The following is a 23638-nucleotide window of genomic DNA, read 5'->3' as shown; positions in this document are numbered from 1 at the left end:
ATTCAAACAAAGCATTGGTTTCAAAGTAGTTTTGAATATTATTGGGTAATAGAATGAGAGACATCAATAACTGTTATTCCTTACAGCATCATAGGTCCATACTTTTTGCAATTATATTTTTCATGATTTCATTCGTCCCAGCATAAATCGAACTTACCGGAATATCACGATAACGGCGCGCAATCTCATATTCTTCCATATAGCCATATCCGCCGTGCAACTGTATGCACTCTGTTGACACTTTTTTTGCAAGATCTGTTAACCACCACTTCGCCATCGATACTTTTGTTACGATATTCTCACCGTTCATATGAGCGGTAATACAGTCATCTACAAATGTTTTACCGATTTCAATTTCCGTATACATCTCTGCTAATCGAAACTGTACCGTTTGAAAATCGCTTATATGTTTCCCGAATGCTTTGCGCTCTTTTACATACTTTTTCGTTATATGTAACATTACTTCCGCTGCTGTTTTAGCAGCAATTGCAACGATGAGACGTTCTTGCTGCAACTTTTCCATGAGATAATAAAAGCCTTTCCCTTCTTCCCCTAATAAATTCGAAGCAGGAACTTTTAAATCTTCAAAAATAAGCTCTGCTGTATCTTGACTATGTAAACCAATTTTTTTAAGTTTTTTTCCTCGCTTAAATCCTTCCATTCCTCTTTCTAAAACGAGCAGGCTCATTCCTTTATGAGCTGGTTTAACATTTGTGTCTGTCTTACAAACAACGATGACTAAATCCGCATGAATACCATTTGTAATAAATGTTTTTTCACCATTCACTACATAATCATCACCTTCTTTCCTTGCTGTTGTTCGAATACTTGCCAAGTCAGAACCTGCTCCTGGCTCCGTCATCGCAATTGCCGTTATATATTCACCGCTTACGCATTTTGGTAACCAGCGTTTCTTTTGTTCTTCTGTTCCGTACTGCGTAAAGTATGGAACAACAATATCATTATGCAAACCGATTCCAATTAAACTTGATCCAACCTTCTCAAGTTCCTCATTCATGACAACCGAATATCCAAAATCAGCACCTGCTCCGCCATACTGCTCCTCTACCATTGGACAAAGGAAACCTTTATTTCCCATACTTGTCCAAAAAGAACGAGGAATCATCCCGTTTTTTTCCCATTCGTCATAGTATGGATATGCTTCCTTTTCTAAAAATTTATGAAAAGCATCACGAAAAATGTGATGCTCCTCCTGTAAATATTTATGCTTCATCATATCCTCCCCTTAGATTCCTCTTCTGTCACTTGGCTACGTAAAATAAATTTTTGAATTTTACCGCTCGCATTTCTTGGCAATTGTTCAACAAATACATAGCGACGCGGACGTTTGTAATCCGCAAGCTTATCACTTCCTTTACAGTACTCATCTAATATTTCTGCGGTGAGAGACTGATCTTTTGAAACGATGTACGCTAGGACACTTTCCCCCCAAAGCTCATCTTTCTCTCCAAGCACCGCAACATCTAAAATGCTTTCATGTGTATACAAAAAATCCTCGACTTCACGTGGATAAATGTTTTCTCCGCCACTAACAACCATGTCGTCAACGCGATCTGCAACATACAAATAACCATCTGCATCTACATAGCCTAAATCCCCTGAATGGTACCATCCTTTATATAGCGCTTTTGCAGTTGCCTTCTCATTGTTGTAATACCCTTTCATCAAACAAGAACCCCGCATAATAATTTCTCCGATTTCATACGGCCTTACTATATCATTTGGCTCAGATGGGCCTTCTTCATTTGGACGGACAATACGAATTTCATGGTTATAGGCAGCTTTTCCTGCAGAACCTACTTTCGTAAGTTGCTCATTCTCTCGTAAAAAAGTAACTGCCGGTCCCATTTCCGTCATACCATAAGCTTGTACTAATGAAACATTCAATTTTTCATCACAAGCTTTTACAAGTGCCGGTGCCATTGAAGCTGCTCCATATAAACCGTACCGAAGAGAAGATAAATCATACTGCATTAAATCTTCCTGCAACATCATATTCCACATTGTAGGTGCCGCAAACATAACAGTAACCTTCTCTTTTTCAATTGTTTCAAGAACATTCTTTGTATCGAAATGGTGTAGAATAATATTCGCACCACCGCTATGTACCCTTGGAATGAAGCAACAATGCAGCTCTGCACAATGAAACATCGGCGCTGTTACAAGGCCACGACTAGCTTCGGTGTAATGTAAATATGCGATTCCCAGCAAACTTTGATCAATAATTTCTCGGTGACGGTGAAGCACTCCCTTTGGATAACCGGTTGTTCCACTTGTATACATAATGGAACAAATATCATCTTCTTTTACTTCTACTGCTTCAAATTGTGGTAATGCATTGGATAGTTTTTCTTCATATGAAATAGAAAACGACGGATGATTTTGATCAATATACCAGAACTGAATATGAGGAAATTGTTTATGAATGTTTTGTACTTGAGAGGATAATTGCTGTTCAAAAAGTACGATTTTTGGAGAGGCATCTTCTAATATATAACTGAGTTCTTGTGGTTTTAATCTAAAATTAATTGGGTTAAACACGGCGCCAATTTTTGCACAAGCAAAACATGTAGTTGCTAGTTCACTACTATTAAAGAGAAATGTCGAAACGCGGTCACCTTTTTGTATACCACTTTTTTGAAGAGCGTGAGCTAGCTTATTTACCTGTTCATTCCATTCTGTATACGTCCAGCGAATATTTTTCTTCGGCTCAACAATCGCTTCTTTATTTGCATAACTTTCAGTAGTCAACTCAAGCAATTTTCCAATCGTTATATACAATATATTTCCCCCTTTTCGAATAAAGTGAACCTTTAATCAGTGGGGGTTTTCTTCATCCCCCACCTATCTTCCCCGTTTCCCTCTGAATCTTGAGTTTGGGGTCTTACTGCCCGTTAATGCGGGATAAAACGCTTCTCATATAGAGCGTGTAATAATGTAGTAACTCAGAGATATTATAACAATTTTCAGAATGTTTTAAAGTTTATTCTTTCGACAAATCCTGACAACTAATTAACTTACAATTAAAGGAGAATATAAAAATCTTACTTTTTTAGTGGAGGGTCACAACTCTTCTAACTTTCTTACACTTCACTTGGTACATTTGTCTCTTTTCGTTCTACTCTCTCTATCATATTCCCTTCCTCATCCCACTTCACAGCGCGGTAATACGCATCATGGTAAAATGTAAACCATGCCTTTTTCTCCACTCCGTACTTCATCCACTTCTGCTTATGTTCAATAGATGTCATTGGGTAATCATCATAAGCCATAACCCATAATACATTTTGATGTGCATGCGTTGGTAATAAATCCGCCAAATGCAGCATCGTTTCCCCCTTGCTTTCAAGAACAATCACAGCATGACCATCACTATGTCCGCCTGTATGCACCATTCTTACTTCATCTGAAATTTGGATTTCTTCTTTGAAGGTAACAATTTGCTGTACAATTGGCTCCCAATTTTCTTTCCAGTATGTATTACGAGACCGAATATTAGGATTTCTCATTTCATTCCATTCTGTTTCTGACACGTATACTTTTGCATTTGGAAACGTTGGAACAAGCTTACTACCTTCCCATTTCGTTAATCCTGATGCATGATCAAAATGAAGGTGCGTCATGAATACGCAATGGATATCTTCTGGCTTTAAACCACGCTCCGCTAGAGAAATTTCAACTGACGATTCTTCCGTCACACCTTGATTTCTCTTCATCTTTTCATTCATTTTATCATTTCCAATTCCTGAATCAATAAGCATATTCCCATCTTTCGTTTGCACAAGCAATGGGTCTGTCCGTAAATAAATATGATTTGTATCATTATGTTTATATTTGCGTGACCATAAAACTTTCGGTACAACCCCAAACATTGCTCCCCCATCTAAATGAGTATTCCCACCGCAGAGCCATGTGACTTTGATTTCTCCAATGTTTAAAAATTCCATTCCATATTCCCCCTTTTTCACTTCAATTTTAACATAAAATTCAGATTATTTTTCCGCATAAAAAAACCTGTGCATTACTGCGCAGGTTCTGTACGATATTTCGCTTCAACACGATAAATACGATGTCCTTTACTAGAAAACTTCTCTTCGTATTCCGTCATAATGTTACCTTTAAAATCACTATTATGAAGATCTAAGCTAAGGAATGTGAGTAGCATACCATATTCAGCCATACTCATAAGAGAGTATTCAAATAAACCTTGGTTATCCGTTTTAAAATGAATTTCTCCGCCCGTTACTAACACTTCTTCATAATTACGTAAAAACGTTTTATACGTTAAACGACGCTTTGCGTGACGGTTTTTTGGCCATGGATCTGAGAAGTTTAAATACACACGGTCAATTTCACCTTTTGCAAAGAACACTGTTAAATCTTCAGCATCTTTATTCATTAATTTTAAATTTGGTACTTCTTCTTCAATCAACTTATCAAGCGCATCTACGATAACACTTGTGAATTTTTCAATTCCGATATAATTAATATGTGGATTCGCTTTTGCCATCTCATAAACGAAACGGCCACGACCTGTTCCTACTTCAATATGAATTGGATTGTCATTTCCAAACACTTCTTGCCAATTGCCACGACGCTCCTCTGGATTTCCAATTACAAACTGTGAGTACTCATTGATTCGATCCATTGCATATGGTTTATGTCTTAAACGCATAGATGTCTCCCTCTCTTTACCAGACTATTTTTTGAAGGTTCATTCCTTCTTTCTTTTTTAATCAATCTATCAAACAAAAAACCAAGTACGTACGAGCACTCGGTCCGTTTCTTTCAAGTATAAGGTGTACCATTTTGATACAAACTACAAAGAGCATAGAACGAAACTTTCATTTCTGTAGAAAGGTTTCGTTAGCCACTGATTAGCTACTCCATGACGAAACAGAAAATTTCTCTTACTTGTTCACATTGAACAACAATCGAAAGGATGATCCAGTCATGCCGATTAATCAACAACATCAATTAGAAGTTTTAAAAGATATTTTAATCAATCACCAAAGTGATTGCTGTGGAACGGTTTCTGAGTGCGAACAATTAGAACGGCTCATTCAATCATTGCTTGCAAACGATAACGTGAACAGCGATGTAAAAGCAATGCTAAACGATGTATATTACTATAGTCAATCGGGTAAATATTCTCCTGATTTAGACAATCATATTTCTAGTAATCAAGAGCAACTCACACAATGGATTTCTGGAATGGACAATTTCTCTTAATTCTTTACTCTGAAGCAAGTAGTTGCTGTAAATATTGATGCCAATATTCAGCTTCTGCTTGCTGTTTTTTTGTTGTATGCCATTGAACAGATAAAATAGTTTGTGCCACTACATACCACTTCATACGCTGAACCAATGATTCATTCATTTCAATTCCATAATACGCTAACCATTCGTCCCATTCGTGCCGCGGAACATACCAATGTAATAACATGCCAAGATCGAGGGCAGGATCTGCAATAACAGCTCCGTCCCAATCAATTAAAAATAATTCATCTTCATTCGATAATAACCAATTGTTATGATTCACGTCACAGTGACATACAACAAATTCATCATATTCAATATCCTTCAGTGTAGCTTTTAAATACTCCAGCCCTGTCTGAATCATTTCATCCGTTCTTATATCTCCTCTTAAAATAAAATACAATTGTTCTAATAACTCCTGTGCATGCAGCGGCTGCTTTCCAAGCCTTTGTATCATTTGCACAAGTGCTTTAGACGAATGTATTTTTTTTAAAAGCTTCGCAACACGCTCTAGTTTCATATCTTCGGGCTCTAGCTTTTTCCCTGGAAGCCACTTTTGAGCCGAAATTACATCGCCGTTTGTCACTCTTCTTGTCCAAAGTAATTTTGGAACAATTCCTTCTGCCGACAATACCGCTAAAAAAGGCGATGTATTCCGCTTTAAAAATAGCTTTTGTTGTCCATTTTGCGCAATATACGCATCGCCCGTTGCCCCACCAGCTGGTATGAGACTCCACTCTTCTCCTAATAATTGTTCCAACCATTCCATATTCATTACCCGTTAACAAATCCTTATCTTTTATAGTTATGAAAAGAAAAACCGCAACACCTTTTGAACATGTTGTGGATTCATATATTTTTTACTGTAATTAAATGAAAGAAAACTTGGCATAAGCCAAGAGATCAGGACAAACGAACCGTCCATCCTTTTACTTTATTTTACAAAACCAATATTAGAATGACAATTTATCAAAATCGTCACCTTTGTCAATTCTACATTTATTACATTCTCATCGTCAAGTAGCGATTTGTCACATTATCACCAATATATACGAGCTAATCGGTGCCACTTGAAATTCACTTCCTTGAAATGAAGAAATTGGCTGTATTTTTGCTTTTGTATCATCGGCTAATACGTACCACATTTCATGTTTTGGCAGCGAAATCGTTTCTAATTGCACACCATTATGAAACAAAACAACAATTTCTTTCCACGGACCGAACTCTCCTACATTTTGTAAATGATAAGCAACAATAGTAGGAGGCGCTTGTAAAAATGTCATGTGCTTCTTTATAAGATGAGCCGCTGGTAAGCGAAACGCTCTATGCGCCTTACGAATCGCAATCAAACCTTTTATATAAGCAATCGTTTCCATTTCTTTCTCTTTTTGATTCCAATCAAGCTGATTAATTTCATCAAGCGCATTATAACTATTTTCATTTCCTTTCTTAGAACGATAAAATTCTTGTCCTGCGTGTAAAAACGGGATTCCTTGTGAGAGTAATGTCATCGCTGTCGCTAGGCGATGACGCCTTTTTTGCACTTCCTCCGTTTCCTGATTGCTGCGCACGAGTTTATCCCACATCGTCATATTGTCATGACATTCCACATAGTTAACACTTTGAATGGGCTCTAAAAATAACCCGTCTCCTTTTTCATTTACAAGACTTCCTGTTAGCACATATTGTAAATGGGCGGGATCTACACTTCCTCCAAACGCAAAACCACGCTTACTTACATCAAACGTACTACCTTTTATCGCATCACGAAATTGATCGTTGAACTGTGCTATCCGCGGCATTTGGTTTGCATTGTTAAGCGTCGCTTTCTCCTCTAGCGGAAGCGGTGTTTGCAGCTCCCAACCTTCCCCCAACAACAGTGCATCCTTTTTTATTTTTCTGACTTCCTTTTCTAATTCATTCATTGTTTCCACATCTAAAACTCCCATTAAATCAAAGCGAAAACCATCAACGTTATATTCAGTAAGCCAATATAGAACAGAATCAACAATAAATTTCCGCATCATTTTTCGTTCTGATGCTATATCATTCCCAACTCCCGTTCCATTTGATGGCATGCCATTTTCATCATGTCTGAAATAATATCCTGGTACAAGCTTTTCAAAAGATGACGTTTCTCTTTCATATACATGATTGTATACAACATCCAAAATCACGCGGAGTCCACGTTCATGAAACTTCTCAATAAGTTGTTTACAATCCTTGATTCGATTATAAGGATTGGTAGGATCGCTTGCATACACGCCTGTTGGGACGTTGTAATACAATGGGTTATAGCCCCAGTTATACGCCGCAAAAGGACGCATTTCATCTACTCCAACAAAATGATGAAGAGGTAAAATTTCAACATGTGTAACCCCTAATCCTTTTATATAAGAAAAGGCCGTCTCTGTCCCAAGTTTCCCCTTCGTATTCTCTTCTGTTAATCCCGCATATGTCCCCTTTTTTACCACACCACTATTTGGATGCATAGTAGCATCGCGAATATGGACTTCATAAAGGATTGCATCAGTAAAAGAATCTAGTTTCGGCAACGTATTTTGCTTCTTTATATATGTCTTCTCAAGATCGACCACAACTCCATACTTACCATTAACTGATACGGATTTTGCATACGGATCTACAGCTTCATTCCATATCAAATTAATACAAACGAGAAATGTGTACTGCGCCCCTTCAAAGTCTCCTTGTAAAACATAGGACCAAACACCATTCTCTTCTCTTTTCATCTCATAATCCATATACTCTTTATCGTTTTTATAAATTCTTACTTTCGCAAGTCTTGCAGTTGGTGCCCACATCTTAAAAGTTGTTTTTTCCTTTCCATAACAAACTCCTAAATCGCTACCATCATAATAATATTTTTCATCAAATACAGCTGTTCGAATAACCGCTCCAATTTGTAAATCTGTTTCTCCATTTCGCTCATCTCGCACTGTATAATACTTTCCCACATCAAGTGGATATTCTATATAACATTCATACTTTGTTACATCTGGAAGAGATATGATTTGAGCAACCTTAAGCTCCCATACATGATTTCCTTCCTGTATAAAAAATGTCCGGCTTGTTCCATACGTATGCGGGAGCAAGATTGTAATTTTATTCATTTCATCTAAATAGGCTTCAAATGGACGCTTTACTTTCAGCATAAAAAATCACCATCATTCTCGAAATTAAAATGAAACTCCCTTTTACAAATAGGTACTCCTAAAGATGAATCGCACGCTACACACAAACTTACCATTTTCTATAGTATATTCACATTCATAAGAAACGTTTTTTACACTTTAAAGTTCTGTAACTTTATTTCACAAATTGATCTATACTTCGGAGTTTGATGGACGTGAGACTCGTATAATGTAATCGTGTCAGCCTGAAACAATACCGCATCCACTGGTTTCAGGTTTGTAGGATTAAATTTTTCTTCTCCCATCCACTTACGGGCAACAGTAATATGCGGGTGATAAGGACGTGTTTCAAGTGAAAAACCATTTATCTCACAAATCGCATGCACCTGTTTTTGCAAATCAAATAACGCTTGATTTTCTTGCAATCCAGCCCAAAATATACGCGGGTTCTCTACTAGGCCGAATGTAGAAAAGTTTTGCAGCGTGAGATTTAACTCTGGTGTATTCACAAGGAGTTGTAATCCTTTCTCTATTCCTTGCAGTTGTTCCTGCGTTGCACTCCCTAAAAAGGCAAGGGTAATATGATAGTCCTCTTTATGTACCCATGAGCGAAATGGTAACTTATCTTTCATTTCCTCTTTATAACTCGCAAGCCTTTCTTTTATATAATCTGGCAGGGTAACTGCTAAAAAATAATGTGATACCATTTATATCTTCTCCTTTTTATTATTGTTGCTTTTCTTTTGCATCTCATTCCAACAATATAAAGAAATCCGCCCTCCAAATGGAGAGCGGTCATATCTCAGCATACAATCAACCTATTTCGCTAATTCATAAATTGCTTGTGCATAAATTGCTGTTGCTTTTAGTAAATCTTCTATTTCAATATACTCATCCTTTTGATGGGCAAGCTCTTCTTTACCAGGGAATAGTGGTCCGAATGCGACACCAGTTTTTAATGAACGAGCATATGTACCACCGCCGATTGCTAATAACTCTGCTTTTTTCCCTGTTTGTTCTTCATACACACGTTGTAATGTACGAATTAAAACATGATCTTTATTAACATGATGCGGACGTGCGTTAGAGTAATCAGCTACTTGGAAGTCGTTCTTGCTGGCATAGTCTTTTAATTTCTGCACTGTCTCTTCAAAATTCGTTGTTACTGGGTAGCGTATATTTAATCCTAAGTTTCCGCCTTCCTCTTTCGTATACGAAAGACGCCCCACATTCACTGTCAATGGTCCGCTAATTTCATCTTTATAAGCGATTCCTGCTTTTTCTCCAAGCGTATCGTTCGTAAATGTTTCTGTAACAAATGCCGCAAATGAAGCACCTTTACCGTCAAGAGCGATCGTTGTTAAGAAGTTCGCTAACAAGAGACCCGCATTTTCACCTTTTTCAGGAGTAGAACCGTGAGCGGAAATCCCTTCTACTTGTAACGTCACAGTATTCCCTTCTACATTTGCTTTCCCTGTTTTCTTCTCAGCTTGTAAGTATTGTTCGTAAGTATCTTTAATCATCGCTGCTTTTTCAGTCGTAACCACTGCTTCTGCGAAATCAGGAACCATATTTAAACGGCGACCTGAAGAAAATGAAACAAGCTCATATTCTCCGCTTTTTGTTTCACTACTCTTTTGCACAACTTGTATATCAGAGATCCCTTTTTCCGCATTAATAATAGGAAAATCAGCATCTGGTGCAAATCCCATTGTTGGCATTTCTTCATTCTTAAAATAGTGATCAACACATTTCCAGTTACTTTCTTCATCCGTTCCTAAAATCATACGTACGCGTTTTGAAAGTGGTAATCCTAATTCTTTTACAATTTTCATTGCATAATAAGCTGCCATTGTCGGCCCTTTATCATCAATTGCACCACGTGCAAAAATCTTTCCATCACGAATATCAGCGCTGTATGCAGGTGTTGTCCAGCCATCTCCTTCTGGTACAACGTCAACGTGACAAAGAATACCCACTAATTCTTCTCCTTGTCCCATTTCAAGATGTCCTGCATACCCTTCTAAATTTTTAGAAGTAAATCCTTCTACTTCCCCTTTATGTAGCATGAACGAAAGTGCTTTCGCTACACCTTCTCCAAACGGTGCCCCTTCTTCTGCTGTTTCTTCTTCCCATACGCTTTTAATTTGCAAAAACTGCTGTGCGTCATGAATTAATTCTTCTTTTCTTTTCTCAACTTCTTCTGTCCAATTAATTGCTGACATAACTCATTCACCTCTTCTATCATTCTCTCTTTCATCATAGCAAACGAAAATCCGATATGCCAACAGGAGAACATCAAGTAACGAACAATTTCAACATTTCAGACATTTCGCATTAGTTTTTCTTTTGTTTTTCTAAAAAAATTTGCAGGAATTTGACGGTTTACGTAGAAATTTATGTGGTAGTTGATAGAAGAGACATAGAATGTCAACTACCAATATTTTTCTATTTTATTATTTGTTAAACTTTTGTAAAATTTAACTAGGTTAAAGCATGAAATTTGTCATGTGGAGTACAATGGTAGTAAAGACCTTCTTTCCTGAATGGGGTCAAAAAAACTAGTAGAGGAGTGGTTTTCTCTTGAAACCTACAACTACTCGTATGCTAACACGCATTAAATCAATTTATATGTACATCAATGAGAATGGTACGGTAACGACGAAAGACCTTGTAGATGAGTTCGGGATCACACCGCGAACAATACAACGTGATCTGAATGTGTTGCAGTTTAATGAGCTCGTGTATAGCCCTTGCCGCGGCAAGTGGACAACAACAGGAAAGAAAGTGAGAATGACCTCATAACGAAAACAATTGTATCTAAAATATAATACATACCCCTTTCTGTGAAATCAGAAAGGGGTTCTTTCTATTTTTTGGAATCGGTCTCAATCTTGATTCTCTGTTTGAACTTGATACGTTTTTAACATGTCTACTTCTTCATCTGTTAATTCGCGGTACTGACCAAGTTCTAATTCTGCATCTAATACTAAAGGTCCCATCTCTGTTCTCTTTAAGTAAACAACTTTTTTCCCTACCGCTTCAAACATGCGCTTTACTTGATGGAATTTTCCTTCTGTAATGACAAGCTCAATTTCAGACACATCGTCGCTTTTCAAAATTGTAAGTTTACCTGGCTTCGTTTCATAGCCATCATCTAAAATTACACCTTTTGCAAATTCTTCTACATCTTTTTCTGTTACAACTCCAGCTACGTGTGCATAATATTTTTTCGGCACGTGTTTTTTCGGAGATAATAGCTGATGAGCAAGCTTCCCGTCATTTGTTAACAATAGGAACCCTTCCGTATCAATATCTAGTCTTCCAACTGGAAACGGATCGAAAATCGCATCTTCTAATTCTAATAAATCAACAACTGTTTCATGATTATCATCTTCTGTTGCCGAAATGACACCTTGTGGTTTATGCATCATTAAATATACAAATTCCTTATATTCAACAATTTCACCGTGAATCATAACCTCTTGTTCTTCTACATTCACATGGAACTTTGCATCTTTAACTGGCGTTCCATCAATTTTTACAACACCATCTTTTAATAGTTTCTTTACTTCTTTTCTACTTCCGTATCCCATATTTGCTAATAATTTATCTAATCTCATTCTTTCACCTTCTTGTATTTATCATAGAAAAGGGGACGTCTATTACGCCCCTTTTGATTTCATCTTTATTTTCAGCTTACCACCAAGCTTACGCTGAATCTTCTCTAAAGCTTCTCCGCCAAATACTCTTTCAAGTACACCTGTGCGAATTGCTAAAATTCCGTAAGTAAGGCCGCCAATCCCTGCACAAACCGCAACTGTAATGAGTGCTCCAAAATGACCATCAGGCGAAATTACAAAGGATAGTAGTCCTTGTGATAGTTTTACTACAACTACCATCACAAGCGTTAATACTGCAATTTGGAAAGTTCTCTTATATACGACACCGAATGAATAGTGTGCATGTTTTCGAATCTGTTTATTCGTATACCAAACGGAAACTAAGAAACCGACAGCTGTTGCTAAAACAGCTCCAATTGTACCGAAGTAACGAATAAAGATTACGTTACATAAGAATTTCAAAATAACACCCATGCCAAGCGCAATAATTGCATGTTTTTGTTGGTTAATTCCTTGCAAGATGGCTGCAGTTACTGTAAATAAAGCAAATAGTAACGCGACTGGCGCATACCACATCAGTATTTGTCCACCTAATGGATCCTTTTCATAAAACGCTGTATAAATTGGATACGCAAGCGTAGAAATACCAACTACCGCCGGTAATGTTAAAAACATATTTGCCTGGAATGTTTGTGTAATTTGCAGTTTTAAATAGCGATATTGTTTTTCTGTAAATGATTTTGTAATTGCTGGAACAAGCGTTAAGCTAAACGCCGTCGCAAGTGAAACAGGAATCATAATTAATTTATGTGTCCACATTGTGAAGATACCGAGTGCTCGTTCTGCAATATCCCCTTGTCCAATTGCTTGCATAATAGAGTTAAATGTTAATGTATCAATCTGTTGATATAAAGGAATCGTTAACCCAATAACAACATAAGGAATTGCATACGCAAATAATTCTTTAAATAATTGAATTGTACTTACTGTTGATTCTGGGACCGTTTGTTCAATTAAATATTGATCGAGATGCTTTTTGCGTTTTAACCAGTACCATATTAACACACCGAGCGCCCCCACAGCTGAAACAAACGCTGCGAAAGTTGCCACTCCAACTGCTTCTGCTACTGATCCTCCTATTACTTTAATGACAATAAAACTACCCGCTAATAAAAAGACAATACGAATAATTTGTTCAATAATTTGCGATACCGTAGTTGGTCCCATTGATTGATGACCTTGGAAATAACCACGAATTAAGCTTGCTGCTGGTACAACAATAAGCGCAAAACTTACGAGACGAATAACCATCGTAACGTCTTCTATACTATTGTGTACACTTTGTTTACCAAGCATTGCCTCAGCAAATAATGGCGCAGACATGTAAAGAACGAGGAAGGAAAGGATTCCTGATATAATCATCATAACCATTCCCGAGCGGAACATTCTCCGGCTCGTCTTATAATCTCCAAGTGCATTATATTTAGAAACAAACTTTGAAACAGCAAGCGGCACCCCCGCCGTTGCAATACTCAAAAAGATCGTATATGGAATATATCCATACGTATAGAGCGTTCCGCCTTCTGTGCCAACTAAAGCATGAAATGGAAAGACATAAATCATGCCTAAGAACTTAACTAAAAAAGTTCCTAACGTCACAATAAGCGTTCCGCGCAGAAATTTTGAATCGGACATAGATGATCCTCCTACATATATAACGCTGAACTCTAACCTTTGTATTGTACCACAATTCTTCAGGGAAACAGTACCTCACTGAATTTTTCTTTTCTACGAAAACATGCTATTCTTTTAGGCAGGAAATGTAGAAAATGAGGTCGATATACTATGCATTATGATGTTATTGTCATCGGAGGAGGCCCTTCAGGATTAATGGCCGCAATCGGTGCCGCTGAAGAAGGCGCACGCGTCTTGCTTCTTGATAAAGGAAATAAACTTGGACGTAAACTTGCTATTTCTGGTGGAGGTCGCTGTAACGTAACAAACCGCTTACCACTTGATGAAATTGTCAAACATATACCAGGAAATGGTCGCTTTTTATACAGTGCTTTTTCTATTTTTAATAATGAAGATATTATTACATTCTTTGAAAAGCTTGGCGTAAAGTTAAAAGAGGAAGACCATGGCCGCATGTTCCCCGTCTCTAATAAAGCACAATCAGTTGTAGATGCTTTATTAACGAGACTAAACGAACTAGGCGTTAAAATCCGTACGAATACACCAGTTGAAACAATCGAATATGCAGATGGTCAAACAAAATCCGTTGTTCTCAAAACAGGTGAAGTGCTTGAAACAAACCATGTTGTTATCGCCGTTGGCGGGAAATCTGTTCCTCATACTGGCTCAACTGGGGACGGTTACGCTTGGGCTGAAAAAGCTGGGCATACCATTACTGAGCTTTTCCCAACAGAAGTTCCAATTACTTCAAGCGAACCATTTATTCGTGATCGTACACTGCAAGGACTTGCTTTACGCGATGTAAATGTAAGTGTACTGAACCCAAAAGGTAAAGTTGTCATTTCTCATAAAATGGACATGCTCTTTACCCACTTTGGTATTTCTGGTCCAGCCGCTCTTCGCTGTAGTCAATTCGTTGTAAAAACGATGAAAAAATTTAAAATGCGTGCGGTAGAAATGAGCATTGATGCATTGCCGGAAGAAAATGGCGAACAACTCTTCCAGCGCATGATGAAACAAATGAAAGAAGAACCAAAAAAAGGAATCAAAAATGTATTAAAAGGATATGTTCCTGAGCGTTACTTCTTATTCTTATTAGAAAGAAACGGAATTGACGGTAGCGAGCAAGCTGGACAAGTTTCTCACGAAAAGATTCGCGCACTTGTGAAGGACTTCAAAGAGTTTAAAGTAACAGTAAATGGCACACAACCTCTTGAAAAAGCATTCGTTACAGGCGGCGGTGTTTCTGTTAAAGAAATTTATCCGAAAGAAATGGCTTCTAAATTAATGAACGGCTTATACTTCTGCGGAGAGGTTCTTGATATTCATGGCTATACAGGTGGCTATAATATTACTTCTGCTCTTGTCACAGGAAGAATCGCAGGAACAACTGCAGGGCAAAACGCGAAAGTGTAGTACTAAAAAAGAAACATGGGTGGATTCTTTCCACTCTTGTTTCTTTTTTGTTGCTTTATATAGCTTAGTAGCTTTATATTTTATAATGTTGAATAATTGAAACAAAGGGGAAAACATATGCGTAAAAAAGTCATGATATCTTTAATGTTAATGACGTTTCTTTCCGCTGTGGAAGGAACGATCGTTAGTACAGCAATTCCTCGTATAACGAGTGATTTATCTGGTGTCGAACTTGTTAGCTGGGTGTATGCAATTTATATGCTAGCAACAGCTGTCTCAACTCCAATTTACGGAAAATTAGCCGATTTATTCGGGCGTAAAAAAGTACTTCTCATTGGTGCAGCCATCTTTTTAATTGGTTCTGCACTATGTGGAGTCGTGACATCAATGGAACAATTAATCATCTTCCGTGCTCTTCAAGGTATAGGTGCTGGCGCTGTTATGCCAATTACAATGACGATTATCGGCGACTTATATAGCGAAGCGAAAGATCGTGCAAAAGCACAAGGTTGGATGAGTGCTGTTTGGGGCGTTTCAGGTGTTATTGGGCCGCTAGTAGGTGGATTCTTAGTTGACTCTCTTTCTTGGCGTTACATCTTTTTCTTAAACGTTCCATTTGGAATTCTTGCTTGTGCGATGATTGCCATTTCTTATAAAGAGTCCATTAAACCAGCGAAACATCATATCGATTATCCTGGTGCAATCATCTTCTCACTAAGTACAATTGCGTTACTCTATGCACTTCTAACAGGAAGTAGTAAGCAAAACTGGGGCGACATTACAATTATCGGCCTCTTAATCTTTGCAGCTGTTTCGTTCATTATTTTCTTATTCGTTGAGAAAAAGTCTCCAGAGCCATTAATTCCGTTAGCTCTTTTCTCTAATCGTACATTATCAACAGTAAACATATTAACACTGATTGCTGGTGCAATGATTATTAGTATTACAATGTACCTTCCAATTTGGAGCCAAGGTGTACTAGGAAAAAATGCGACAGAAGCGGGACTTATTCTTATGCCAATTCCTGTTATGTGGACATTCGGCGCGATTTTTTCTGGCAATTTAGTTGGTAAGTTACAAACGAAACAAATTATTTTACTTGGAGCTAGCATTTTATCTATCGCTACCTTCTTATTATTTACATTATCAACTCATTCACCAGCATTTCTCATTTATGTTGCCGTTGGATTGTTCGGTTTAGGAATGGGCCTTATCACACCTATTTATATGGTAACCATTCAAGCAGCTGTCCCAGCACACACACGCGGAACAGCAGTCGGCTTAAACACATTTATTAATACATTTAGCCAAACATTAGGTGCTGCTATCTTCGGAACAATCTTTAATACGATGATCCATGCGCAAGGCATGCAAAATGTTGATCTTGTCTCAGGTGGGCACGGCGGTGCAGCAAATGTAGTAACAAAATCACAAGAGGCATTAGCTTCTAGCGTACATGTTATTTATATGAGTACATTTGCGCTCGCACTGCTTACACTATTTATCGGCTGGCTTCTATTAAAGCCAGCCGGGCAGACCGCTGAACAGTAAAAAAAGAGGCTGATCGCTTATAGCGATCAGCCTCTTCATGTTGGAAAACAAGAGCCAGCAGACTCTTGTTTTTTGTCATTATTTGTTGAAAGGTCGATATCCTTTGGCGAATCGTCGATATATTCGAATTTGCGCCGATATATGGTGAGAAATGGTCGATATATTGGAAGAATCGCTGATATAATTTCATTTACCACTTTACACCTTAAAATCCCTCATATATAGAACAACACTTACTCTTCATTTTCCACCACATATTTCAGCATGGACAATTTATTGTTCCAAAACTGCTCATAATACGAAAGCCACTCTTGTAATTCTGCTAACGGTTCAGGCTGCAAGCGATATATCCTTTCTCTCCCAACTTTTCTTCCGCTTACTAATTTCGCTTCTGAAAGAATATGAAGATGTTTCGCTACAGCTGTACGGCTCATCGGAAAATGATCTGTTATTTTAGAAATCGGTAATTCTTCTTTTGTTAATAATTTAAGTACTTCTCGGCGCGTTGGATCAGCAATTGCTTGAAAAACATCATATTTCGCTGCTGATGAGGACATTTACCCTTCAACAACCTTTTTGAGCTTTTCATTTACAATCGCTACCCAGCCGCCGGCCATTCTATCACGAATAACAGAAGCTTTCTCGTTCGCTTTCGAAATCGTCTCATCAGACTGTTTCCATCCGCCATGAATAAGAGTGAACTCCGTTTTATCTCCTAAATCTTTTAAAATAAATGAAACGATCCAGCCATCTGTATCCCATGAAAAAGATAAATGATGAGGCTCATCGATTTCTAACACTTTGCATGGTGATGGGCCAAAAGGTGATTGTACATGAAATTCATGCCCTACTTTTGGTTCAAAGTCATTTGGCATAAACCAAGATGCAATTCCTTCTGCAGTGGATACCACATTCCATACCTTTTGAATAGGTGCTTCAAAAAGAACTGTCTGTGTAATGTCTTGTAATGTATTTTGCTGATTCATATTATGTCTCCTTTATGAGGCGTTAACATATAACACCTTTTGGTTTCATTTTTCATGATATAACACCTTTGGGTTTTATGTCAACTTATATAATCCCTACTTAAAAACATAAAAAAGAGCTGGCTCCCCAGCTCTTTTTTATGTTTTATAAACAACCATCGCCGAAAAACAATAAATTTGATTTTCATCGTCATTAATGGATACACCAACTTGATATTTAATATCTACAAGCTGTTCTTCATTTAGCTTCTTCAAAAACACATTTACGGAATCTTCCAAGTCCTTTTCATGACTTTCATCAAACATCTTGACTCGAATCATTTTAACACCATCCTAGATCGCAGCCCTCCGCCGCTTGATTATTGCCACGGTGCGTATCTATGATGCGATAAAACTTACCATCTTCATATATATATCCGTCTTCTAACACATATTTCTTATCTTCAGTATAGACATAAAACTTACCTATCATAAATTTACTCGTATATAATTCCAAATAATTTGATTTAAATTTTGCTACTACCTTATTCGTAATATCAATTTTAATTGTGCGCCCCACCTTCTCTCCCCTCCTTTAAAAAGAACGGATTTAGGTATATTGTATTAACGAGTTTACATTTTATGATAAAAAATAGGTGGATATGCCTTGCATTTTTCATCGAAAGTCCCTCAAGACACCTTACTTTTCATTTACGACTCTTTCAAAAAACGCTGTGTTTCTTCAGATAAAAATAGGATGAAAATTTCTTCCTGAAATTATTGACACAAATACACAACGTATGTTAATATAATAAATTTGATATTTTTATCCATATGTGTTATCATTACATATAGTTACCACATATGGAGGTGGATGATTTGTTTCAAATCGGTGATAAAATTGTTTACCCTATGCACGGAGCAGGAATAATCGAAGCAATTGAGGATAAAGAAGTGTTAGGAAAAACACGTCAGTATTGTGTGATACACATGGTGATTAGCGATATGCAAGTGATGATCCCGATGGATAAAGTAGAAAATTCAGGCATACGTTATGTTGTCGACAAAAACACATTAAACGATGTATTAGTTGACGTTCATAATGGTGAAGCTGATCTCTCTCTCTCATGGAAACAAAGATATACCATGAATATGGAGAAAATGAAAAATGGGAATCTTTCAGACGGTGCTGAAGTTGTTCGCGATTTAATTCGCCGCAATAAAGAAAGAGCATTAAATGCGAGTGAAAAACAAATGCTAGACAATGCCCGCAGAATTTTAATTAGTGAAGTTGCACTTGTGCAAAATGTTTCAGAAAATCAAGCAACTGATTTCCTACAAGATACGATCAGTCATTAACATGAAAAATATATATTCAAATTTAAAATAGCTGACCGCTATTTTTTTTTGTATAAATACAAATTGTAAAACTGACATACAACCTTCTTTTTCTGCTGGGAGAGAGCATTCAGCCATGCATAAAAGCGGTCAAATCCTCTTCCTGCACCATATCTCAAACCAATACAAAAAGCAGCATGACTCCAGTACAAAAACTAGAATCATGCTGCTTTTTTCTATCTTTTTTAAGAACCAGTACAATCGTTTCTTCTATTTATGATTCAACATTACTATTAGCTTTTCTTGACTGTACATCCACACTGTAATAATTAAGCATGCAAGTGCCACTTCTGAAAGTGCCATAAACCCAATTGCATAATGACCTGTTAGTTGGAATAGTAACGTTAAAATTAACGGCGGGAAAAAGCCTCCTAAACCACCTAAAGCTGCGACAAGTCCGTTTACAACCCCTGCTTGCTCAGAAAAGTACATTGGTACTAATTTAAAGATCGTTCCATTTCCAATTCCGGCGCAAAATGCCACCAGTAAGCAACCGAATGTATATACATTCATACTTGGCATAAACGATAAAATAATGCCAGATAGTGTTAAACCGATGAATACAAAAATTAAAATTTTAAATGGGTTAAATTTATCACCGAGCCAACCACCAATTGGGCGCATAACTGTTGCTAGGACGATAAAGCCAGCTGTCCGCATACCTGCATCTACCTTCTCTAATCCAAAGTGAGATACTAAGAAGTTTGGTAAGTATACTGTAAATGCTACGAACGAACCGAAAGTTAAGAAGTAAAAAATACATAAGAACCACAATTTTTCATTTTTGTACACACCTTTTAATTGTTCCATTAATGGTGTATTCACTTTTCGTTCCTTACGATCTCCTAATAAAAAGTTTAGAAGTGCAAAGACAGCAAGTAAGATTAAGAACGATTGGACAGTTGCTCTCCAGCCAAATGAAGTTGCGATTACAGGCGCTAAGAAAGATGTAACTGCTGTTCCTGCATTACCGGCACCATAAATACCATTTACAAAACCGTGACGCTCTTTCGGATAATATTTTGGCAAGGACGTTACACCTACGGAGAACACCGCTCCGCCAACCCCTGCAAATAAACCACCGATAATTAAATCCATCATAGAGTTCGCAATACTAATATAAAAGACAGGGAATAATAAAATGATAAAGCTTATAAAGAATAATTTTCTTGCGCCATAACGATTGGTCCAATAACCAATTGGAATCCGAAGCACTGAACCTAAAATAACGGGTACTGCTGTAACAAGGGAAATCTGTCCTGCTGTTAATGCAATATCCGCTTTAATAAATGGCATTAACGAAGATAAAATCACCCATACCATAAAACCAATAACAAGATTAGAAGTTTGTAAACCTAATTGAAAATTCGGACTTCTCATCTTTTCCGCCTCCTATTTTGCTCATTATTTCACAATATATATTAATTCCCTCCAGTCTAATCACAGATTTCCGTGATTAGACTGGAAAAAATCAACCACCGCTCACCGGCGGAATCAATGCTACCACATCACCAGACTGTATTTTGTCATCTTCATTTGCATATTCTTCGTTAATTGCAACCATAATTTGCTCTGAAACTGCGATATGATGTTCTTTCGTAATGATACCTTTTAATTCTGCAACAGTAATATTTTCACAGTCTAGTTTCAGTTCGTTTGTTCCCGCTTCTTCTTGTAAATGTGCAAATAATAATACTTGAATCATTTTCCCATCTCCTTTCCAGGTTCACCATTTGGATACGGTGTTTTTTCTAACTGGTCACCAATCCAGGAATCGCCATCTTCCCAAAATTCTTTTTTCCAAATCGGAACAATTTCTTTAATGCGTTCCATAATGTATTCATTCGCTTCATACGCAGCTTTCCGGTGCGGTGTTGATACAGCAACGACAACGGCAATATCAGAAATTTGCAGTGTACCGATGCGATGTGTAATCGCAACATGCGTGCCAGGCCACTTCTCTTTCACTTCATCTCCAATTTTTGCAAGCATTTTCTCAGCCATTGTCTTATAGGCTGCGTACTCTAAATATAAAGTACGGCGTCCTTTCGTAAATTCTCTTACAGTACCAATGAAACTTGTCACAGCACCGCATTCACGACGAATGACTTTATTTGTTACCTCTTCAATTGAAATTGGTGTGTCGATTACTTCATAATACGTATGTGTCATCATGCACCTCTTATTGTTTGTACGAGCCATTTTATATATAATTCTTCTTCTGTTATATGAAATGTTTTATATGTTTCTTGTAAACTTTGCACAGCATCATTCCATGTAATAACCGCAATCACATTCTCTACTTTATCTAGTAAAACAATATCTTCATTCGTCCGAAGTAAAACCACTTTTGGATAATTTTCCGCTTTATATCCCTCAATTAAAATCATATCTACTTCAAAAAAATCATATAAACGAATCATTTCTTGTAAAGACCATTCATCCCGAAGAGAAGAAAGAGATAATAATCCTGCTCCTTCTACAGCACTTACAACAGCACCCGCTTGCCTATGACGCTCACTATCTTTTTGTGGTACTTCTGGATATCCACCATGCCCGTGATGCTTAATTGTAGCAACTTTCATGCCTTTATCTGAAAAAGCTTGGATCAATTTCTCCGTAAGCGTCGTTTTCCCGCTATTTTGATAGCCAACTATTTGTAAGATTGGAGCGGTTCTGCCCATGGCCACTCACTTCTTTCATTCAATTCTAACAACAGCACGGAAACTGTCATTCCTGCTTCGAATCCTCTTGTTCCTCCTGGTAGAACAATAAAAGCATTGCTATCTGCAAGGGAAGAAATCGCACTCGACTTATCAAGTCCTACTGGCATAACTTGCAATTGTCCATTAACAAACTCTACTTTTCCTCTTACAAATCGCGTAAATGGATTTGCCTTTGGAAAGTCTTTCTTTAAAATTGCATCAGCTCGATATGCATGTGGTTCTTTCACATGCAGGAATGTTTGAACAACTGGATGAACGAGTAACTCAAAACCGACATAACAAGCAGACGGGTTACCTGATAATCCAAATAACAATTTCCCATTTACTTCAGCTACTGTTGTGACACTACCTGGTCTCATCGCGATTTTATTAAACAGGACATTCGCATGTAACTTTTCGTAAATTGCAGGCAAGTAATCGTAATCACCTACCGAAACACCACCTGTTGTGATTACAATATCCACTTCATTCATCGCAGCTTTCACTGCTTCATAGCAATTTTCTAAGTCATCAGCAAGCTGTCCATAATACTTCACGATTCCACCGGCTCTAGCAATTTGAGCTGCGATCATATAAGAGTTACTATTTCTAATCTTTCCTGGCTGAAGTGGTTCATGCACTTCTAACAGCTCACTTCCTGTCGTTACGATTCCGACAACTGGCTGTTTCATAACACTTACTGAACTGTAACCAAACGTCGCTAACAGTGCTGCTACTCCCGGATTCACCTTCGTTCCTTTTTTCACAAGTATTTGATTTTGTTTCACATCTTCACCTTTAAATGAAACATTATCACCGGCTTTAAAAAAACGTTTTAACTTCATATACGTTTTACCGTTATGCTCAAACTCTTCCGTCAGTTCTAACATGACAACTGCATCACAACCTTGTGGAATTGCTGCACCTGTCATAATCCGAACCGCCTCAAAAGCCTTTACTTCATCTATAAAAACAGAACCAGCTCCAATTTCTCCGACTACTTCAAATTCAATTGGATGATCTTGACTCGCATCTTTTGTATCTTCCGCTCGAATCGCAAATCCGTCATACGGAGAACGATCAAAATGCGGTACATCATGATCTGCTACAACATCTTCTCCAAGAATTCTTCCATAGCTTTCTGTAATAGAAACTGTTTCTATTTCACCTTGCCGAGCGTATTTCATAACCTTTTCTACTGCTTCAGCAACTGGAATTGGCACTCGTTTTTCTAACATCTTTTTCACCCCATATTTGCAAAATATCACATCTTGGTTACACTTTATATTGTACAATGCTAATCATAATAGCAATTACTTCAAGGAGGAATTCCATGTCTTCATTTACTCATTTTAATGACCAAGGCCGTGCGAAAATGGTCGATATTAGCGATAAAAAAACTACTGTCCGAACAGCAATTGCTCGCTCTAGCATCTTAGTTATGAAAGAAATTTATGATAAAATCGTTCAAAACGAAATTGGTAAGGGCGATGTATTAGCCGTGGCACAAATTGCCGGTATTATGGCTGCCAAGCGCACCTCTGATATTATCCCAATGTGCCATCCTTTACTTCTAAAAGGAGTAGATGTCTCCTTCGAATGGGAAACAGTGAAAGAACAATATCGTTTACTTATTGAAGTAAAAGTGAAAACAGAAGGCAGTACCGGCGTTGAAATGGAAGCTTTAACAGCAGCTTCTGCAACTGCTCTTACCGTGTATGATATGTGTAAAGCCGTTGATAAAGGTATGATTATTGGCGAGACATACTTACTAAAAAAAACAGGCGGGAAGAGCGGAGACTACGTTAGACATCCGCAGTCCTAATCCCTTGAACCTAAAGGTTTTCCTTTAG

General features: G+C 37.5%; 25 protein-coding genes. 6 read left to right on the top strand and 19 right to left on the bottom strand.

The genetic code is table 11. From position 1 onward, the window contains the following. Positions 1-88 precede the first annotated feature (88 nt). From HRG09_RS07535 to trmB, 4 genes are all read right to left on the bottom strand, one after another. On the bottom strand, positions 89-1234 hold the full coding sequence (locus HRG09_RS07535) for an acyl-CoA dehydrogenase family protein (RefSeq protein ID WP_174100194.1): 1146 nt from the start codon (positions 1232-1234) through the stop codon (positions 89-91). Continuing rightward, on the bottom strand, positions 1234-2802 hold the full coding sequence (locus tag HRG09_RS07530) for a fatty acid--CoA ligase (RefSeq protein WP_174100193.1): 1569 nt from the start codon (positions 2800-2802) through the stop codon (positions 1234-1236). Before HRG09_RS07530 ends, HRG09_RS07535 begins: the two co-directional genes overlap by 1 nt. Before the next feature lie 302 nt (positions 2803-3104). Then, positions 3105-3968 carry a YtnP family quorum-quenching lactonase gene (locus HRG09_RS07525; protein ID WP_174100192.1) on the bottom strand — a complete coding sequence of 288 codons (864 nt, stop codon included), beginning with the start codon at positions 3966-3968 and terminating at the stop codon, positions 3105-3107. A gap of 74 nt (positions 3969-4042) precedes the next feature. Continuing rightward, a complete protein-coding gene (gene trmB, locus HRG09_RS07520; protein ID WP_174100191.1) occupies positions 4043-4696 on the bottom strand; it encodes a tRNA (guanosine(46)-N7)-methyltransferase TrmB in 654 nt (217 codons plus the stop codon). A 278-nt stretch (positions 4697-4974) separates the two neighbouring features. Here trmB and HRG09_RS07515 point away from each other — a divergent pair, with 278 nt between their 5' ends. Continuing rightward, entirely contained in the window at positions 4975-5253 is a 279-nt protein-coding gene (locus HRG09_RS07515; protein ID WP_174100190.1) for a YtzH-like family protein, read from the top strand. 4 nt (positions 5254-5257) lie between these two features. On the opposite strand, the gene HRG09_RS07510 is transcribed toward HRG09_RS07515, so the two are convergent. From HRG09_RS07510 to pepV, 4 genes are all read right to left on the bottom strand, one after another. Then, positions 5258-6055: a phosphotransferase family protein gene (locus HRG09_RS07510; protein WP_174100189.1), complete on the bottom strand. Its 798-nt coding sequence runs from the start codon at positions 6053-6055 to the stop codon at positions 5258-5260. A gap of 256 nt (positions 6056-6311) precedes the next feature. Further along, on the bottom strand, positions 6312-8453 hold the full coding sequence (gene pulA, locus HRG09_RS07505; protein ID WP_174100188.1) for a type I pullulanase: 2142 nt from the start codon (positions 8451-8453) through the stop codon (positions 6312-6314). Between the two features lie 131 nt (positions 8454-8584). Continuing rightward, complete coding sequence (gene thpR, locus HRG09_RS07500) at positions 8585-9139, bottom strand: RNA 2',3'-cyclic phosphodiesterase (RefSeq protein ID WP_174100187.1); 555 nt, start codon at positions 9137-9139, stop codon at positions 8585-8587. 111 nt (positions 9140-9250) lie between these two features. Then, positions 9251-10657, bottom strand: coding sequence for a dipeptidase PepV (gene pepV, locus HRG09_RS07495; RefSeq protein WP_174100186.1), 1407 nt, complete (start codon positions 10655-10657; stop codon positions 9251-9253). Between the two features lie 358 nt (positions 10658-11015). Between pepV and HRG09_RS07490 the strand changes: the two genes are divergently transcribed. After that, positions 11016-11237, top strand: coding sequence for a DeoR family transcriptional regulator (locus HRG09_RS07490; protein ID WP_000805512.1), 222 nt, complete (start codon positions 11016-11018; stop codon positions 11235-11237). A gap of 83 nt (positions 11238-11320) precedes the next feature. Here the strand turns inward: HRG09_RS07490 and HRG09_RS07485 are convergent, their stop codons facing one another. Both HRG09_RS07485 and HRG09_RS07480 read right to left on the bottom strand, forming a co-directional pair. Further along, complete coding sequence (locus HRG09_RS07485) at positions 11321-12055, bottom strand: pseudouridine synthase (RefSeq protein ID WP_174100185.1); 735 nt, start codon at positions 12053-12055, stop codon at positions 11321-11323. 42 nt (positions 12056-12097) lie between these two features. Then, positions 12098-13750: a putative polysaccharide biosynthesis protein gene (locus HRG09_RS07480; protein WP_174100184.1), complete on the bottom strand. Its 1653-nt coding sequence runs from the start codon at positions 13748-13750 to the stop codon at positions 12098-12100. A 150-nt stretch (positions 13751-13900) separates the two neighbouring features. On the opposite strand from HRG09_RS07480, the gene HRG09_RS07475 reads away from it, so the two are divergent. Both HRG09_RS07475 and HRG09_RS07470 read left to right on the top strand, forming a co-directional pair. Then, entirely contained in the window at positions 13901-15166 is a 1266-nt protein-coding gene (locus tag HRG09_RS07475; RefSeq protein WP_174100183.1) for a BaiN/RdsA family NAD(P)/FAD-dependent oxidoreductase, read from the top strand. A gap of 117 nt (positions 15167-15283) precedes the next feature. Then, positions 15284-16717: an MDR family MFS transporter gene (locus HRG09_RS07470; RefSeq protein WP_174100182.1), complete on the top strand. Its 1434-nt coding sequence runs from the start codon at positions 15284-15286 to the stop codon at positions 16715-16717. A 233-nt stretch (positions 16718-16950) separates the two neighbouring features. On the opposite strand, the gene HRG09_RS07465 is transcribed toward HRG09_RS07470, so the two are convergent. The 4 genes from HRG09_RS07465 to HRG09_RS07450 all read right to left on the bottom strand — a co-directional run bounded on the left by HRG09_RS07465 (position 16951) and on the right by HRG09_RS07450 (position 18262). Then, positions 16951-17274 (bottom strand): ArsR/SmtB family transcription factor, encoded by a 324-nt coding sequence (locus HRG09_RS07465; RefSeq protein ID WP_174100181.1) that lies wholly within the window; start codon positions 17272-17274, stop codon positions 16951-16953. Then, positions 17275-17703 carry an SRPBCC family protein gene (locus tag HRG09_RS07460; protein ID WP_174100180.1) on the bottom strand — a complete coding sequence of 143 codons (429 nt, stop codon included), beginning with the start codon at positions 17701-17703 and terminating at the stop codon, positions 17275-17277. It abuts the gene before it with no gap. A gap of 138 nt (positions 17704-17841) precedes the next feature. Next, positions 17842-18024: a sporulation protein Cse60 gene (locus HRG09_RS07455; protein WP_174100179.1), complete on the bottom strand. Its 183-nt coding sequence runs from the start codon at positions 18022-18024 to the stop codon at positions 17842-17844. Position 18025: 1 nt separating this feature from the next. Beyond that, the gene (locus tag HRG09_RS07450; RefSeq protein ID WP_174100178.1) at positions 18026-18262 is read right to left on the bottom strand and encodes a DUF2553 family protein; all 237 of its coding nucleotides are present in this window, start codon (positions 18260-18262) and stop codon (positions 18026-18028) included. 284 nt (positions 18263-18546) lie between these two features. Here HRG09_RS07450 and HRG09_RS07445 point away from each other — a divergent pair, with 284 nt between their 5' ends. Next, complete coding sequence (locus HRG09_RS07445; protein ID WP_174100177.1) at positions 18547-19041, top strand: CarD family transcriptional regulator; 495 nt, start codon at positions 18547-18549, stop codon at positions 19039-19041. A gap of 249 nt (positions 19042-19290) precedes the next feature. Here the strand turns inward: HRG09_RS07445 and HRG09_RS07440 are convergent, their stop codons facing one another. From HRG09_RS07440 to HRG09_RS07420, 5 genes are all read right to left on the bottom strand, one after another. Next, positions 19291-20460 carry a nitrate/nitrite transporter gene (locus tag HRG09_RS07440; RefSeq protein ID WP_174100176.1) on the bottom strand — a complete coding sequence of 390 codons (1170 nt, stop codon included), beginning with the start codon at positions 20458-20460 and terminating at the stop codon, positions 19291-19293. A 91-nt stretch (positions 20461-20551) separates the two neighbouring features. Then, a complete protein-coding gene (gene moaD / locus HRG09_RS07435; RefSeq protein ID WP_174100175.1) occupies positions 20552-20785 on the bottom strand; it encodes a molybdopterin converting factor subunit 1 in 234 nt (77 codons plus the stop codon). Then, positions 20782-21252, bottom strand: coding sequence for a molybdenum cofactor biosynthesis protein MoaE (locus HRG09_RS07430; RefSeq protein ID WP_174100174.1), 471 nt, complete (start codon positions 21250-21252; stop codon positions 20782-20784). The genes moaD and HRG09_RS07430 overlap by 4 nt, the downstream gene beginning before the upstream one ends. After that, positions 21252-21764 (bottom strand): molybdopterin-guanine dinucleotide biosynthesis protein B, encoded by a 513-nt coding sequence (gene mobB / locus HRG09_RS07425; protein WP_217447948.1) that lies wholly within the window; start codon positions 21762-21764, stop codon positions 21252-21254. Before mobB ends, HRG09_RS07430 begins: the two co-directional genes overlap by 1 nt. Next, the gene (locus HRG09_RS07420) at positions 21734-23023 is read right to left on the bottom strand and encodes a molybdopterin molybdotransferase MoeA (RefSeq protein ID WP_174100172.1); all 1290 of its coding nucleotides are present in this window, start codon (positions 23021-23023) and stop codon (positions 21734-21736) included. Before HRG09_RS07420 ends, mobB begins: the two co-directional genes overlap by 31 nt. A 95-nt stretch (positions 23024-23118) precedes the next feature. Here HRG09_RS07420 and moaC point away from each other — a divergent pair, with 95 nt between their 5' ends. Further along, positions 23119-23610 (top strand): cyclic pyranopterin monophosphate synthase MoaC, encoded by a 492-nt coding sequence (gene moaC / locus HRG09_RS07415; RefSeq protein ID WP_174100171.1) that lies wholly within the window; start codon positions 23119-23121, stop codon positions 23608-23610. The last annotated feature ends 28 nt before the right edge of the window (positions 23611-23638 follow it).

The organism is Bacillus sp. Xin1, from assembly GCF_013314535.1.
In the GTDB taxonomy this organism is placed as follows: Bacteria; Bacillota; Bacilli; order Bacillales; family Bacillaceae_G; genus Bacillus_A.
This window is presented reverse-complemented; position numbering and strand designations above follow the sequence as displayed.